Raw genomic sequence first — 16,022 nt, 5'->3', positions numbered from 1 at the left:
AAAAAATATATTCCGAATATTCAATTCTACCGGCTTTTTTAATTGTTATTGCTGCAAGTTTGTGGGGGGTGGATGGTATTGTACTTCGACCATCCTTATACAGCCTTCCAGTTGTGCTTGTTGTTTTTATCGAAAGTTCAATAGTTGCTGTTTTGTTAACGCCGCTTTTATTTAAAAATATTTTCATACTTAAAAAATTATCGTTTAAAGATTGGCTGGCTTATGCCGGAGTAGCATTACTTGGCGGTGCAGTTGGAACAATGGCGATTACGAAGGCACTTTTTTATGTCAATTTTGTCAATCTATCAATTATAATTCTTTTGCAAAAACTTCAACCTGTTTTCGCAATAAGTTTGGCGGCAATTTTTTTAAAAGAAAAACTTCACAGGGAATTTTTTCTCTGGGCTGCCCTGGCAATCCTTGGTGCTTATTTGATGACTTTTGGATTTACGATACCTGATTTTAATGCAGGAGATAAAACAACAATAGCTGCACTTTTTGCTCTGCTTGCCGCTTTAAGCTTTAGTTCGTCAACTGTACTTAGTAAACGTGCACTTCTTAACGTAAGTTTTGAATTAGGAACCTATCTTCGTTTTGCTATTACTTCAATAATAATGTTCGTAATTATGATTGCTGCAGGAGATGCAAAATCAATTCAAACAATTTCATCTCATCAGGTGATGGTATTTTTTATTATAGCATTTACAACCGGTGGTCCCGCAATTTTTCTGTATTATTATGGATTGAAAAGAATCACTGCTTCAGTTGCTTCTATCTGCGAATTAGCTTTCCCTTTAACTGCAGTGGTGCTCGAGTATTTTGTACACGGAAATATTTTAACTTTAGTTCAGTGGATAGGTGTTGCAATTCTCTTCGCCAGCATTATTAAAGTAAGTAGAATAAAATAACTTATTTAGAAATCGCAGTTCTTCTATGTTCAAACTTATCGTGAATCCACTTGTGCGCGCGATGAATGAAGCCAATGTTTTTCAAATACATAATTATACATTCGCCGGAAACGAATTGAAGGTTATTCGTTTCGCAAAAGTCTTTTACTTCTTTTGAATCCGAACCTGGCTGCAGCCAAACTTTCTTTATACCAAGACTAATGGCATCGTTTAAAAACATTCATCGTTTCATCCGGTGGTACGGTTGTGATAATTGCATCGAGTGCAGCAGGAATCGCTGAAAGTTTGGGGAAAAGATTAGTACTATCTCCTGGAATTGAATTTTTATTTACTGCATAAACATTGCAGCCGGAATTTTTTAATGATTGTACAGCAGTAAATCCAAATCCCTTCTGATTTCTTGAAACACCAACCACTGCGATGTTTCGGCAGTTAAGAATTTCCTCAATTGTTTTACTTGACATGTTCTCCTCTGATTTTTTTATTTTTGCTTTAGAAAATTAACTTTTATTAATAAACTTTTTGTTATCCGAGAAATAAAAAAGGGAAAGCCTAATGAGGGAAAAGAAAAATTGTTTTGGTATTGGGACATTGCTTCTAAGTGCTGCAGCAGGCAGTATGCTCACATTTCTATTCGCAACAAGAGAAGGTAGAATTTTCAGGACTATACTTACAAATGATTTAGATATTTACTTTGAAAATGCTAAGGAAAAAGCAAGCGAACTAATCAAAAGAGCAAAATCCACAGCCGGCGATATTTATAGAAAGACAGAAGAGTTAATAAATATTTCAAAGCAGTTTGCTTCCGGAAAATATAAAGGCACTAAAGAAAGTTTTGAAAAGGAAATCGAAGCAATTCATTCGGCATATTCTGCGGCAATAGAATCATACAAACAATTCGCTGATGAAGAAACAGATTATATTGACAAATATGACTGGCTTGGAGAATATAATCTTCTTCCCAAACACGAAGGAATGAGAAGAAGACCAATATAAAAATTAATTTTAAAATGTTCTGAGTGCCTGTTATGGTTTGCTCCAGGGCGGGGTAACACCATTCATTCTTGCATAAGCAATTGACTGTCCAAGATGTTCATGCATGTGACCGTGCATTCCCATAAAGAATGCTCTTCTCGTCATTTTCATTCCAAAAACTTCCATCTCAAGCTCGAGATCCGAATTGGAAGTATTTTTTATTAGATCTTTTACTTTATCAAAAGATGTGCGAAGAATTTCGGCAATTTCCTTTTTATCCATTGTCTGAGTATCCCAGGCATTCATTTTCTCGAAAGCAATTTCAGGAGGCACTTCGGCTCCGGTACTCATTAAGATCAGGTAATTTGAAAAAGCGATATGAAGATAAACCTCCGAAACAGAGCGAACACCTTCAGCAGGTCTCCATTCCATTTTATCCTGCGGCATAGCATCGAGCAGTTGAAAAATTTTTCCCGATACTGCATCAATATTTCCAATCAAATCGGCTTGAAAACCAGAATGCTCATCGCCTGATAAATTGACTACAGGTCTTGATTGAATCACTGAAGAAAAAACTATTAGAACGAACAAAAGGACAGAAAAGTTTGATCTGTATTTCATAACACACTCCATATAATTGAGAATTAGTTAATTAAGTAATAAACTCTGCGGGAACAACAGGCTTAACTTACTTCATTTGTATGTTTATAGTCAAGAGTTATTTTGACTAAGAGAAAAATATTTTGATTGAAAGATGGAAATGAATAATAAGGTTAAGTTCGATTCAATAGAAAAATCCTTAATTATTTCTCTGGAGATAAAATCGAAGGTTTTCATCAAATGTACATAACATAATTTACTAAGACGTATCAATTGGCTTGAATAAAAATTAATGGAAAGTAATGAATAAAATAGCAGTAGTATTATTTAATCTTGGCGGACCGGATTCTCTTGATGCGGTTCAACCGTTTCTCGAAAATCTGTTTAATGACCCGGACATATTTAAAATTCCATTTCAAAAATCACTTGCAAAATTTATTTCTAAAAAGCGTGTGCCAAAAGTTCAGAAAGAATATAAACTGATCGGGGGAAGCTCACCCATCAATATGTGGACAGAAAACAGCGCTTAATGCTTCAAACGGATTTATTAAAAAATAATTTTGATGCGGAAGTGTTTACAGCAATGCGTTATTGGAAACCATTGACAAAAGAGACGGCAGAAATTATTTTTACCCAAAAATTTATAAAATAGTTTTACTTCCTTTATATCCACACTTCTCGATGTCAACAACGGGTTCGTCCTTTAATGAGTGGAAGAGAGTTTACGGAGGTGAAGCATCTAATTTGATTTATATTAATTCTTACCCGACAAATAAATATTATTTAAGAGCTATAAATCAAAGAATTGATGAATCATTATTAAATTTTCCGGAAGGTGAAAGGGAAAATGTTCAATTAGTTTTTAGTGCGCACGGAACACCCGTTAGTTATGTTAAGAAAGGTGATCCTTACAGCAGACAAATAAAAGAAACAATGGAAGCGGTGATGAAATTAAGAAATCATTCTCACGATTATCATCTCTGTTTCCAAAGCAAAGTGGGCCCGGCAAAGTGGCTTGAGCCATCCACTTCAGATAAAATAAAAGAACTTTCGTTAAAAGGTAAAAAACATTTGCTAGTAATTCCAATCAGCTTTGTTTCTGATCACGTTGAAACTGCTTTCGAACTGAATATTGAATATCGCCATGTTGCTGACGAATGTGGGATCGAAAATTATTTTGTGATGAACGGACTGAATGATTCGGATTTGTTTATTTCAGCTTTAAGCGATTTAGTGAAATTGAGTCTTCAATAATATTTATGAGTAAATTATTTTTATGAAAACATACATCTCCTTACTTCGCGGAATAAACGTCAGCGCGCAAAAGAAAATTTTAATGAGTGAATTAAAATCGCTGTATGAAAATCTCGGATTGCAAAATGTACAGACGTACATTCAAAGCGGTAATGTTGTTTTCAATTCTGGCTCAAATATTCCGCCGGATAAAATTATTGAAAAGATTGAAAAAGCAATTGTAAGAAAATATAATTTCTCTGTTTCTGTTCTTATAAGAACAGTAGAAGAATTAAATATAATCACTGCTGTAAATCCATTTTTAAATGGAAAAAATATCAACGCAGAAAAGCTATATGTAACTTTTCTTTCTGAAGTTCCTGTCAATATGTATTTGGATTCCTTAAAAAAATTGGATTACTCTCCTGATAAATTCATCGTTGTCGGCAAAGAGATTTTTCTTTATTGTGTCAATGGGTATGGAAAAACCAAATTGTCAAATAATTATATTGAGAATAAGTTGAAGTTGAATGCCACAACACGAAATTGGAAAACTGTAAACAAGCTTTTTGAGTTAGCGTCAGAGCAAATTAAAACAGAAATTAGTTGAGTACTATCGGAACTTTATTGTTTTGTTTGAAAACACACTTCGTGCGATTTCACCTCATTTAGTAAATTTGAATTAAGAATATAAATAATAAGTTCAGGTTCAAGTTCAGGTTCAGGCTCAAGAGGAAAATATATGAATAAAAAAATTGTAGTAATTGGTGCAGGTATTTCAGGGCTAACATCCGCATATCTTTTATCAAAAAAAGGATTTGATGTTACGGTTATAGAAAAAAATAATGCTGTTGGCGGATCAATAGAAAGTGTAACTGAGAATGGTTTTCTATTCGATCGCGGACCAAATAGTGCTTTAGAAACTACTCCTGTAATTGGACAAATAATTCGTGAACTTGAACTTGAGCCTGAACTTTTATACGCAAGTAAACTTGCTAACAAAAGATACATCCTTCGTAATAACAAACTTCACTCGCTTCCAATGTCTCCACAAGGATTAATTAAAACAAAATTGTTTTCCGGTAAAGCGAAGCTACGATTAATGGCAGAGCCATTTATCGGAAAATCCAACGATGGCTATTATCAAAGTCTTGCCGAATTTGTGAAGCTAAGATTGGGACAGGAATTTTTAGATTATGCAATCAATCCTTTTGTTGCCGGTGTTTATGCCGGAAGACCGGAAGACTTAAGTGTTAAATCTGCTTTCCCAAAACTTTATGCGCTTGAAGAAAAGTACGGTGGATTAATTGTTGGTACCGTTCGAAGTATCCGTGAAAGAAAAAAACGAGCCGAGGTTGCAAAGCAATCTGCAAAAATGTTATCCTTTAAAAGCGGAATGATTGCTCTGCCAAAAGCGATTGAAAAATATTTTGGCAGCAATATTTTGCTTTCGTGCGAAGTTATTTCTGTCGATAAAAATGAAAATGGATATTCGGTTTCTTATCAGCAAAATGGAGTAACAAACAAAATTGTTTGCGATGCTGTCCTATCTACAATTCCATCTTATACTGCAAGCAGAATTTTTACAAATTATGATAAGGATTTTAAAACTCATGCTGATGCAATTTATTATCCGCCGGTTTTAGTTTACTATTTAGTTTACGATAGAAAAAACATCAAACAAGATTTAGATGGATTTGGATTTTTAATCCCTGCAAAAGAAAATAAATCTTTTCTTGGCGCACTCTGGAGTTCGATTATCTTTTCAGATCGAACAGATGAAACCAAAGCAGCGTTTACTTTATTTGTTGGCGGATCAAGAAACCCTGAGTTTGTTAAAGAAGACAGAACATCATTATTAATAAAAGTAAGAAAAGAGTTTGAATCTTTAATGGGAATATCTACAGATCCTGTTTTTTCATCGGAACGATTTTGGGAAAAAGCAATTCCGCAATACAATTTGGGATATGTTGAACACGAAAGATTTTTTGATGATTTTGAAAAGAGAAATCCTGGATTGTTTATAAGTGGTAATTTCCGTGGCGGAATTTCCGTTGGAGATTGTGTAAAAAACGCCGCTCTTGTCTGCGACAAGATCAATGAACAATTAAAAATGTAGAATTTAGAATGATTTTAAAATGCAGAAACTTCAAATTCTTATAATCCTATTGATAAAAAGTTTTGATTTTGCAGTTAGAATTATCAAATTTTACAAGGTAAAATCAAAAGACAATTACAATTTAAATTCTATATTTAAGCAATTGCTTAGATCCGGAACTTCAATTGGTGCCAATGTCTCAGAAGCTCAAAGTGCCTTTACCAAAAAAGATTTTATTAATAAACTTGGCATATCTTTAAAAGAATCAAGAGAAACCGAATATTGGTTGAAATTATTAAAGGAATCTGATATAATTTCAGAGAAGGAATTTATAAGCCTGTTTAATGATTGTGAAGAATTGTCAAAATTACTTACTGCAATTATTAAATCATCAAAGGAAACTTAATTCTACATTATACATTCTAAATTTTACATTGGAGAAGTTATGAGTTCGTATCCTGTCATTCGTCATCGTCGTTTAAGATACAATCCGCTTGTGCGTGATATGGTTCGCGAAACGGTCTTAACAAAAAACGATTTGATTTATCCGCTGTTTGTTGTACCGGGAACAAAGATTAAAAACCCTGTTAAATCTATGCCTGGGGTTTTTCAATTATCAATTGATGAACTTGTAAAAGAATGCAAAGAAGTTCGTGATCTTGGAATTCCTGCAATAATACTTTTTGGAATACCCGATCACAAAGATGAAGTTGGTTCCGGTGCTTACGATGCAAACGGAATAATTCAGCAAGCTATTCGTGCTATTAAAGCAGAAGTAAATAATCTTCTTATAATTACAGATGTTTGTATGTGTGAATATACTTCGCACGGACACTGCGGACTTTTGAATGGTGAAGATATTTTGAATGACGAAACAATTTCACTTCTTGCCAAAGAAGCAGTATCACATGCTGACGCTGGTGCTGATATGATCGCTCCTTCCGATATGATGGATGGAAGAGTTGCGGCAATAAGAAAAGCGTTGGATTACAAAGGCTTTACTAAAATTCCGATTATGAGTTACGCCGCAAAATATGCTTCCGGTTTTTATGGACCTTTTAGAGATGCCGCCGATTCAACTCCGTCTTTTGGAGATAGAAAATCTCATCAGATGGATATTGGAAACGTTAACGAAGCTTTGCGCGAAGTTGCTGAAGATATTGAAGAAGGCGCAGATATAGTTATGGTAAAACCAGCAGGACCATATCTAGATGTTATTCGTGCAGTTAAAGAAAAATTTGGAATGCCAACCGCTGCTTATCAAGTTAGCGGTGAATATGCTATGATAAAAGCAGCCGGTGCAAATGGCTGGATTGATGAAGAGCGTGTAATGGTTGAAGCTGCATTTGCAATTAAACGTGCTGGCGCAGATATGTTTTTAACTTACTTTGCAAAAGATCTTGCAAGGTGGATTGACAGAAATCAAAAGTAGTAAATAATAATTATTATTCCATGAACTTGAACCTGAACTTGATCCTGAACATTACCGTTTTGGTGTAAAATCAAGATTAAGTTCAGGTTCAAGATCAAGATTAAGTTAGGAGATGTGAAATGAAATACAGAAAAATTGGAAAGACCGAATTAGAAATTTCGGAAATATCACTTGGCTGCTGGACAATGGGCGGTCTAAATTGGGTTAACGGCGATCCAAACGGGTGGGCAGATGTTGATGAGAATGAAATTGCAGAAGCTATTAACTACGCTATCGAAAATGGCGTAAATCATTTTGATAATGCTGACGTTTACGGCAATGGTCGTGCAGAAAGAATGCTTGCACGAATTCTTGGCAAGCGTACAAACAATTTTGTTATCTCCACAAAAATTGGCTGGTTCCCCGGAACTGCCGCACACGCTTACGAGCCGAAACATATTCGTCATCAATGCGAACAGTCCCTCGTTAATCTTAATCGCGATTACATTGATATCTATTATTTTCATCATGGAGATTTTGGTGAGAAAGATAAATATCTTGACGATGCAATTGAAGTAATTTACAAATTAAAGGATGAGGGAAAAATAAGAGTGATTGGTCAATCGGCATATTCAAATGAAGACTTTATGAAACTAATCCCGAAAGTAAACCCCGAAGTCATTCAAAGTTTTGCTAACCCGATTGAAAAGGATTTTATTAATTCAAATTCTCCCACGAGAAAACTAATAGAAGAAAGAAAAATATCTTTTGTTTCATTCAGACCACTCGGTGAAGGCTTGCTGCTCGGTAAATACTCTTCAAAAAATCCTCCGCAATTTGAATTTGGTGATCATCGCAGAGGGTTAAAGCGTTTTTCCAAAGAACATCTTGAGTGGCTTGAACCACGAATCGAAAAAATGAAACTTAAGTTTGGGTCATCTATCAACGAGCTTGGCAGAGCTGTTTTGCAGTATTTGCTTTATTATAATTTTGTTGGAACTGTAATTCCCGGTTTTAGAAATTTGAGTCAGGTTAAATCAAATTTATTTGCAGCCGATAAGCCGTTGACTAAAGAAGAGTTCGGTTTTATCGAAGAAACGTTTTTAAAATAATATTTTTATTCAATTCCCTTTTTTTAATTCTAATAAAATTATTTCTGGAGTTGAATTATAACGAACCGGTGCGAGTGACATTCCAAGTCCGCGGCATACCAGCATTTTAGTTTTACCAAAATCAAATTCGCCGCGTAAATATTTAGTTTCAAATATTGTCGGCGAGAGGTTGAAAAAGGGAAATAGAAAAGTTATTTGCCCGCCGTGTGTGTGTCCTGCAAGAATTAAATCGAAATCGTTTTTGACAGAATTTAAAATCACATTCTTCAAAGGTTGATGAGTAATCATAATTTTAAAATCCGAACCCGTACTTTGCTTAGCCAGGCTGTCTAATGTACGATCAGTTGTTTTATCCATGTAAGTATTAGTAGTGAAGGATAAAAATAATTTAAAATCTTTAAGAGGAATCATTAAAGATTCATTGTCAAGCATTCTAACATTATTTTTTAATAATGCTGCCCTCACCTCATTTCTGCTTCTTTCAAAATCATTCCGATAAGCCCAATTGTCGTGGTCACCAACACAGGAGTAAACGCCATACCCGGATTTTATTTTTCCGAGATATTTCGCACCTGTCGAAATGTAATCGGGAGTTGATGTAATAATATCTCCCCCCACCAAAACAAGATCAGCTTGTAACGAATTAACTTTTATAACAAAATCAGAAAGTCTGGAATCGTTTGTGTACCTATCGGCTTGTGTGTCAGAAATAAAAACTATCCTGAATTTATCGAATTCGGCCGGTAAATTCTTAACCGGCATTTCTACGTTGTTCAGAGAAATATTTCGATAATCATACCAAAAACGAAAGGGAACGTACAACAGAAAAAATAATGCAAGAACAAAAACAGAATATGATTCGATCTTAAATATTTTTTCTTTGACTTTTCTTGTGAAAGGAAAAATCACCAGTCTTATGAAATCAAATGACAGAATAAATAGAGTTACTTGTACCGTAAAAACGATCATCCACCAAAATGGAAATATTATCAAGGAATCAAAAAATATATTCTGCGGAACAATCGGTGAGTTATCTGTAATTGCCGCGTACCCCCAGCTACAAATCAAAAATGCGGAATACATATTAGTTATTATTAAATAAGCAGTCAGAAAATTATTTTTATTCTTAACCCAGAAAAATTCATTAAGAGTGGTGAGAGTTTTATTCATTCTCGTAATAAAATAAAATTCTATTAAACCAAGAATTACAATTAGAGCAATGATCAAAAAATAAAAATTCACATTCTCCCTTTTTTATGACATTAAATCAGCAACATCATTTCTTTTTTTTAGTTATTTTATCAATGTTAAAACAAAGTAAAAACTTTCTATTTAATTATAGTGAAAAAATTAAACTTAATCTCTATTTGTTTTTCATTCGTAATTGTGATCTTTATCCCATCGTGCGAAGCCCCTCGAGACAACCCGTTAGACCCGCTAAATCCAGAAAATAATCTTGCATCAATAGAAGGATGGGTTAAAGCGTTAGGATTTCCGAATTTAGCTGTAAAGAATGCAGAAGTAATTTGGAAAAATAATCTAACAACTGTCCTCACCGATAATAATGGAAATTATTCATTTGTCAATATAGAAAAAGCCGACGGCTGGCTTATCTTCAGAAGCGATTTGTACAGCGACGATTCATTGTTCGTTCAATGGGGAGCAGAAAAGAAAAAATCCCTCGAAACTTTTTTAAATGCAAAACCAATCGCTGACAGCATTCAAATTTATTCAATAGTTCAAAACAGGTTTCAATTCACACAGCTTTATGAATTGTTTGTTGCTGTAAAACTATCGGATGAGGATGGGGCAAACGATATTGATTCGGTCTTTATTGAATCTCAGGTTTTTAACACAAAACAAGTTCTTCAATTCAATTCTGAAACAGGATTTTATGAAAGAAAATTTGACTTATCAGAATTAAATGTGACTTTTATTGATGAAACAATCGGGAAAGGATTTGATTTCGTAGTCGAAGATTTAGATGGCAGATATTTTAAAGTGGGATCATCTAATGTTAAAAGAATAATCAGGGAGGAGGTTAAATTATTATCGCCCTTAAACAATGAAATTGTCAATCAGCCGGTATTTTTGAACTGGGAAAGATTTTTCCCGGGTTTTGATTTTAATTATAAAGTCGAAGTCTTTACAAATCAAAGTCCTGCGGAATTAGTATGGCAGAAAGAAAATATTTCTTCGAGCGAAATCTCTGTATTGACTGATTCATCACTCACAAGCGGTGATTATTTTTGGGTCATTTGGGCAATAGATGAGTTCTTGAACCGCAGCAGATCTAAGCCGGCAACTTTCAGAATAGAATAGAGATTTATAATGAGCAAATTATTTAAACATGACTTTCGCGAAATAAAAAAACTTTCACCCGAACAGTTCGAGTCGCTTTTTAAAATTAGCTCTCTGCTCAACAGCTCGAACTATCAGGATTCTCTTCTGGAAAATGTAATAGACTTTATCATCAATGTTATCAATGCTGAGCGAGGTGTATTTGTAAAGTATGACGGAGATAGTAATAATTTTATAATTCTTGCAGCGCGGAATATTAACAAAGAATCAATATCCGACATTACAGAATTTTCGTCCGGGGTTATTCAGCAAGTTATAAAAAAACGAAAAGCAATTTTGTATCACGATGTTCAGTCAGATCCGAAACTTTCACAATTTGAGAGTGTACAGCTGCGAAAGATAAAATCTGTAATTGGAGTTCCTGTATTCCGGGAAAATAAAATTTGGGGAGTGATCTTTGCAGACAGTCAAACTGATCGAAAAGAATTCAACGAAGAAAATCTTACATTTCTAAATTTTATATCCAACCTCGTTTCTCTCTCTTTAGATAGAATAAACAGAGTTGAAAAACTTGAAGAAGAAAATTTAGTCCTGACAAATCAAGTTGAAACGACAGTACAAATTCCTGATATCATTGGCGAGAGTAAACCGATGAGAGAGCTTTCAGTAATGTTGAATAAAGTTGCAAAGAGTGAAGCGACTGTTTTAATTTTTGGTGAATCGGGAACCGGCAAGGATATCACTGCACAGGCTATCCATAAATTAAGCAATAGAAAAGACAAACCCTTCCTTGCACAATTTTGCGGTTCGATTCCGGACAACCTTTTAGAGAGCGAATTGTTTGGTTATAAAAAAGGCGCTTTCACTGGAGCTGATGCAGATAAAAAGGATTGCTCGAAGTTGCAGGCGGGGGTACTTTTTTTCTTGATGAAATTGCAGATGTGTCTCTTCCGGTGCAGGCAAAACTTTTACGTGTAATTGAGAACAAAGAAATAATCCGGCTTGGCGATACAGAAGTAAGAAAAGTTGATGTTAGACTTATTGCCGCAAGCAATCGCGATTTGCATTCCCTGGTATCGCAAGGAAAATTTCGTGAAGATCTTTTTTACAGGTTGAATGTGTTCCCAATCCGAATTCCCCCTCTGCGCGAAAGATTGAGTGACATTCCTCTGCTTACAAAATTTTATCTAAAAAAATTATCCAGAAAAGATTTTAATATTGATCGCAAAGCAATGAAGAAGCTTGAAGCATATACCTGGCCCGGAAACGTAAGACAATTAATAAATGTTCTGCATCGCGCTGTAATCATTTGTGAAACAGATAATATAACCGATGAACATTTGATTTTCGAAGACAATGATAATTTAGCCGAATTGAATGGAACACTTCGCGATATCGAATTATTTTTATTGAAAAAACGCCTCGAGAAATTTGACGGCAATAAAACTCTTGCGGCTCAATCGCTCGGCGTTTCAGTTAGATGGATTCAATTGAAACTTCTGGAAATGAATAAGTAATTTTATGGATGACCCGAACAGCGTAATTCATTTTGGAAAATTCAAGATAATTGACTGTCTGAAAAAGGACGAGCACAGTGCGGTTTACCTTGCCGATCATGTTTTTCTTAATAAAAGAATAATTCTTAAAACACTCAATACAAGTACATCAAAAGATTCTGAGAAAATTGAACGCTTTAAACGAGAGGGTAGAATTCTTGCACAGCTTGATCATCCAAACATTATTCGTGTGCTCGATTTCGGAACTTCGGAAGAGTATTTTTATATATCATTTGAATATTTCGAAAGTAAAAATCTTCGAAAGCTGTTCGGTGAAAAGAAATTTACGGACAGTGAAAAGGAATTTTTGATCACGCAAATTCTAAAAGCATCAAACTACGCACATAAAAATAATATTATCCACCGCGATTTGAAGCCTGAAAATATTCTCGTTGATGATTCTTTTAAACTAAAAATCAGCGACTTTGGTTTGGCATTCACGTCTGATGAGAATTTTATTACGGATCAGTATTCAATTGTCGGCACTCCATGCTACATGTCACCCGAACAAATCCGCGGAGAAAGACTAACAAATAAAAGCGATCTTTTTTCCGCCGGAATAATATTTTATGAATTGCTTATTGGCAGAAATCCTTTTTTAGGGAAAGATGTTAACGAATCATTAAATAATATTTTGAATTATGATGAAGATTCACTTGTTCCTGAAATAAAAATACTTAACGATAAATATCAAAAACTTCTTATTGATCTTCTGAAAAAAAATTGTGATGCAAGAAGCAACAGCGCAGAAAAAGCACTTCTCATTCTCGGCTTCGACAAGGCAGAAACCGAAACGAAAACTGTCTTCATAAAGAAAAAAAAATCCATTCTGAAATTCGTGTTTGCATTCGCATCAATTGTTCTGATTGCTGCTTTGATATATTTCTTCAAGAATCAATTCTCTTCAGAACAAAAAACAATTACTTCTGGAAATACTGATTCATTACCTTCTCTTCCGTCGTCAATAGAAATCAAAGATTCATCAAGAATTAGTTTTGATGATGGTTATAAAATAATTGAAACACCAATTAATGAAACAAGCTCGCAAGTGAATACAGAAAATGTTGATAGTGATTTGAAAGAGGATTACAGACTTGAAAATAAAAACGAAGAAGCAATTAGTACATTATGGATTGAATGTATTCCATGGGCTGAAATTACTATTGATAAAAAATTAATTGAAATAACTCCTTTAAAAAATCCGATCAAATTAACCACTGGTGTTCACGAAATAATTTTTCGCCATCCGAATTACCCTGAGATACACAGAACTATTCACATTGAAAATGATGAAATAAAAAGGATAAACATAAATTTAAATGATTATTTAGCTTATATTTTTTGCGAAGTTTATCCCTGGGGAGAAATATTTATTGACGGTAAATTCATTGGACAAACACCGCTGAATTCTCCCATTAAAATTATTCCGGGCAAAATTATTTTAAGTATTAAAAACCCTGATTTCAAGGAGTATTCGAAAGAGCTAAATGTCAAAAGTGGCGATAGTTTGATTATTCAGCATAAATTCCATTGAGTATGAAAGAAAAACTGATCATTTTTTCTGGTGCGAAAGTTGTAAATGCCTCATCAATAAAGAAACACAAGAGGAATCTGCACTGAAAATATTTATCGTTATGCTGCTTTTAATTTCTAAAACATTATTGGCGCAAGTTGATTGGCAGGTTGTTGGTGAAATGCCCCATACCGATAGCTGGCGGACAAGCATATCCAAACAATGGTAATGTTTATATCATGGGGGGGTGGTCTGATTCGACCCAGGGTTACGTGAACTGGATACAAAAGTATTCTACGTTTTTATATATCTGGAAATTAAATACATATATGCAGGAAGCCCGATTTGGTTTCGCTTCAGATTTTGTTGGAGACACAGTTTATTATTTTGGGGGTGTATTTAATCCTGCTTCAAGTGATTCATCAATTGAATACTGGAGTGTTCCAATCGGGTCGAATTATTTAGCCGAGAATATTAATTTTCAGAGAATATTTTCTTCGGGAATAATTTCTAATGGAAAATTTTATGTCATCGGCGGCAATCCTTTAAGCGGACCTAATTTTGGGCAACTGCCTTATTTAGTGGAGTATGATCTTGCAACCGGTGCGGTGAGTTTTCAAGAGAATAATCTTTATTCATTTGATGTTTTACCCGAGCAGCAAATGTGTGCAGCAATCGGTGAAGACATTTATATTTTTGGCGGAGTCTTCAATGGAGTTTCTCAAAAGATTTTAAAATTTAGTACAATCAATCATACTTTTGAAGAGTTGCCGATTGATCTGCCTGTTCCTCGTGCCGGCGGCTCGGCAGTTCGAATCGGAGATTCAAATCAGGTCTACATTATCGGTGGTTATAACGAGGGCACCTATCCTCTTTCAAGCGTAGATATATTTAGTGTTACCCCTACCGGTTACACAATCGAATCTGGTCCGAAGCTAAACATTGGCAGAGCATTGAATATGGCTGCTTATGTGGACAATGCAATCTATGTTTTCGGTGGTTACAATGCAGCAGCAAAAGTTGTGAGCGAATTTGAAAAACTTGATTTTTCGTTGACAGGCGTAGAAAATAACTTCGATAAAACCCCCACTAGCTTTGAGCTTTCTCAGAACTATCCAAACCCCTTTAATCCTTCAACGAAAATCAAGTATGTCATCCCAACCTTTGAGACGTTGCGGGCACCATCACTACAAGTAACATTGAAAGTTTATGATATTTTAGGAAAGGAAGTCGTAACTTTAGTAAATGAATTCAAGCCTGAAGGCAGTTATGAAATTGAGTTTAATGTGGAGACATTGCGATCAACACCGTTACCAAGCGGGGTATATTTTTATCAATTGCAGGTCAGTGATCCCGAAACAATTTCTGGTCAAGGTTTTATTGAAACTAAGAAAATGATTTATTTAAAATGAAGTTGAACAAAATTATTTTTCTCTTAATGCTTCTGATCGCAACGTTAATCGTAAAGGCTCAGGATGAAGGACTTAACAATTTAAAATCTCGTTTCCAATCATTTAACTATGGCGGGGTTATTTCGTTATCAGATACTTTGCTTAAAAATAAAAAGGAATTCACTCCCGAAAAACTTGTTCAAATTTATTTATTAAGAGGAATTTCATTTTACTCAATGGCTAAAGAAGATTCAGCCCGAAGCAATTTTATCGAAATACTGAATATCAATCCTGAATATTCTCCCAACCCATCTGAAATATCACCGAAGATTATTAACCTTTTTGAAAAGCTCAGGATTGATTTCATAAAAATCAAGGGCAGTACTAACAATAAGAATGAAGCACTCGATTCAATTACAACATTTCTTTCAAATCCCGGTTTATTAAAAATGGAGAAAGATATTTTTGCCCAATCGGTTATCCGTTCTGCCCTGCTGCCCGGGTTTGGTCATCTTTATCTTAAAGAGAATTTTAGAGGCTGGTTTCTTACTTCAATTTCTGCCGCAAGCATTGGTTCAATGATTTATTTTATTTTCGATTCTAATACAAAGCAAAATTCTTATTTGAATGAGATTGATTTGGAATTAATTCAAAATAAATATGACAGGTACAATTCCGCTTATAAAATTAGAAATGCATTTATCATCTCATCGGTTGTTCTCTGGCTTTACGCACAAATTGACCTGTTTTTTTTCTCTGATGATCTCTTTGCTGAAAAATTAAATGCAGAAATAACTTCAGATCTCTTCAATAATTCTCCTTCAAATATTTCGCTTAACTTCAAATTCAATTTTTAGCCGGTGCGAAAAATATTCGCAGCACGCGAAAATATTTCGTAGTAGTTTTCAATAGTCAGTTCGGTTC

19 protein-coding genes are annotated in these 16,022 nt (G+C 34.5%); 15 read left to right on the top strand and 4 right to left on the bottom strand.

The genetic code is table 11. From position 1 onward, the window contains the following. Nucleotides 1–5 precede the first annotated feature (5 nt). Nucleotides 6–908 carry a DMT family transporter gene (locus tag IPH11_07740; GenBank protein ID MBK6913550.1) on the top strand — a complete coding sequence of 301 codons (903 nt, stop codon included), beginning with the start codon at nucleotides 6–8 and terminating at the stop codon, nucleotides 906–908. A gap of 1 nt (nucleotide 909) precedes the next feature. Here the strand turns inward: IPH11_07740 and IPH11_07735 are convergent, their stop codons facing one another. Both IPH11_07735 and IPH11_07730 read right to left on the bottom strand, forming a co-directional pair. Beyond that, nucleotides 910–1,128, bottom strand: coding sequence for a CoA-binding protein (locus IPH11_07735; GenBank protein MBK6913549.1), 219 nt, complete (start codon nucleotides 1,126–1,128; stop codon nucleotides 910–912). Beyond that, nucleotides 1,106–1,372 (bottom strand): CoA-binding protein, encoded by a 267-nt coding sequence (locus tag IPH11_07730; GenBank protein MBK6913548.1) that lies wholly within the window; start codon nucleotides 1,370–1,372, stop codon nucleotides 1,106–1,108. Before IPH11_07730 ends, IPH11_07735 begins: the two co-directional genes overlap by 23 nt. Before the next feature lie 91 nt (nucleotides 1,373–1,463). Between IPH11_07730 and IPH11_07725 the strand changes: the two genes are divergently transcribed. Next, complete coding sequence (locus IPH11_07725) at nucleotides 1,464–1,904, top strand: YtxH domain-containing protein (GenBank protein MBK6913547.1); 441 nt, start codon at nucleotides 1,464–1,466, stop codon at nucleotides 1,902–1,904. A gap of 30 nt (nucleotides 1,905–1,934) precedes the next feature. Here IPH11_07725 and IPH11_07720 read toward each other — a convergent pair whose 3' ends face one another. After that, nucleotides 1,935–2,504 carry a DinB family protein gene (locus IPH11_07720; protein MBK6913546.1) on the bottom strand — a complete coding sequence of 190 codons (570 nt, stop codon included), beginning with the start codon at nucleotides 2,502–2,504 and terminating at the stop codon, nucleotides 1,935–1,937. Nucleotides 2,505–2,785: 281 nt separating this feature from the next. On the opposite strand from IPH11_07720, the gene IPH11_07715 reads away from it, so the two are divergent. The 7 genes from IPH11_07715 (at nucleotide 2,786) to IPH11_07685 (ending at nucleotide 8,337) form a co-directional block, all read left to right on the top strand. Then, complete coding sequence (locus IPH11_07715) at nucleotides 2,786–3,013, top strand: ferrochelatase (GenBank protein MBK6913545.1); 228 nt, start codon at nucleotides 2,786–2,788, stop codon at nucleotides 3,011–3,013. 61 nt (nucleotides 3,014–3,074) lie between these two features. Next, on the top strand, nucleotides 3,075–3,737 hold the full coding sequence (gene hemH, locus IPH11_07710; GenBank protein ID MBK6913544.1) for a ferrochelatase: 663 nt from the start codon (nucleotides 3,075–3,077) through the stop codon (nucleotides 3,735–3,737). Nucleotides 3,738–3,759: 22 nt separating this feature from the next. Beyond that, a complete protein-coding gene (locus IPH11_07705) occupies nucleotides 3,760–4,326 on the top strand; it encodes a DUF1697 domain-containing protein (GenBank protein ID MBK6913543.1) in 567 nt (188 codons plus the stop codon). Between the two features lie 132 nt (nucleotides 4,327–4,458). Then, a complete protein-coding gene (gene hemG / locus IPH11_07700) occupies nucleotides 4,459–5,835 on the top strand; it encodes a protoporphyrinogen oxidase (protein MBK6913542.1) in 1,377 nt (458 codons plus the stop codon). Between the two features lie 19 nt (nucleotides 5,836–5,854). Then, a complete protein-coding gene (locus IPH11_07695; protein ID MBK6913541.1) occupies nucleotides 5,855–6,220 on the top strand; it encodes a four helix bundle protein in 366 nt (121 codons plus the stop codon). A 39-nt stretch (nucleotides 6,221–6,259) separates the two neighbouring features. Then, nucleotides 6,260–7,246 carry a porphobilinogen synthase gene (gene hemB / locus IPH11_07690; protein ID MBK6913540.1) on the top strand — a complete coding sequence of 329 codons (987 nt, stop codon included), beginning with the start codon at nucleotides 6,260–6,262 and terminating at the stop codon, nucleotides 7,244–7,246. Nucleotides 7,247–7,365: 119 nt separating this feature from the next. Further along, a complete protein-coding gene (locus tag IPH11_07685; protein MBK6913539.1) occupies nucleotides 7,366–8,337 on the top strand; it encodes an aldo/keto reductase in 972 nt (323 codons plus the stop codon). 9 nt (nucleotides 8,338–8,346) lie between these two features. Here the strand turns inward: IPH11_07685 and IPH11_07680 are convergent, their stop codons facing one another. Further along, on the bottom strand, nucleotides 8,347–9,507 hold the full coding sequence (locus IPH11_07680) for a metallophosphoesterase (GenBank protein MBK6913538.1): 1,161 nt from the start codon (nucleotides 9,505–9,507) through the stop codon (nucleotides 8,347–8,349). Between the two features lie 171 nt (nucleotides 9,508–9,678). On the opposite strand from IPH11_07680, the gene IPH11_07675 reads away from it, so the two are divergent. From IPH11_07675 to IPH11_07650, 6 genes are all read left to right on the top strand, one after another. Further along, entirely contained in the window at nucleotides 9,679–10,659 is a 981-nt protein-coding gene (locus tag IPH11_07675; GenBank protein MBK6913537.1) for a hypothetical protein, read from the top strand. A gap of 9 nt (nucleotides 10,660–10,668) precedes the next feature. After that, complete coding sequence (locus IPH11_07670) at nucleotides 10,669–11,616, top strand: sigma 54-interacting transcriptional regulator (GenBank protein ID MBK6913536.1); 948 nt, start codon at nucleotides 10,669–10,671, stop codon at nucleotides 11,614–11,616. Then, a complete protein-coding gene (locus tag IPH11_07665) occupies nucleotides 11,529–12,155 on the top strand; it encodes a sigma-54-dependent Fis family transcriptional regulator (GenBank protein MBK6913535.1) in 627 nt (208 codons plus the stop codon). The genes IPH11_07670 and IPH11_07665 overlap by 88 nt, the downstream gene beginning before the upstream one ends. Nucleotides 12,156–12,159: 4 nt before the next feature. Then, nucleotides 12,160–13,728 carry a serine/threonine protein kinase gene (locus tag IPH11_07660; protein MBK6913534.1) on the top strand — a complete coding sequence of 523 codons (1,569 nt, stop codon included), beginning with the start codon at nucleotides 12,160–12,162 and terminating at the stop codon, nucleotides 13,726–13,728. Nucleotides 13,729–13,883: 155 nt separating this feature from the next. Continuing rightward, nucleotides 13,884–15,119, top strand: coding sequence for a T9SS type A sorting domain-containing protein (locus tag IPH11_07655; GenBank protein ID MBK6913533.1), 1,236 nt, complete (start codon nucleotides 13,884–13,886; stop codon nucleotides 15,117–15,119). Next, entirely contained in the window at nucleotides 15,116–15,955 is an 840-nt protein-coding gene (locus IPH11_07650) for a hypothetical protein (protein ID MBK6913532.1), read from the top strand. Before IPH11_07655 ends, IPH11_07650 begins: the two co-directional genes overlap by 4 nt. Nucleotides 15,956–16,022 lie beyond the last annotated feature (67 nt).

The sequence above is a fragment of the Ignavibacteriales bacterium genome, assembly GCA_016709155.1.
Lineage (GTDB): Bacteria > Bacteroidota > Ignavibacteria > Ignavibacteriales > Ignavibacteriaceae > JADJEI01.
The sequence above is the reverse complement of the archived record's forward strand: the minus strand, read 5'-3'. Positions and strand labels throughout refer to the sequence as shown.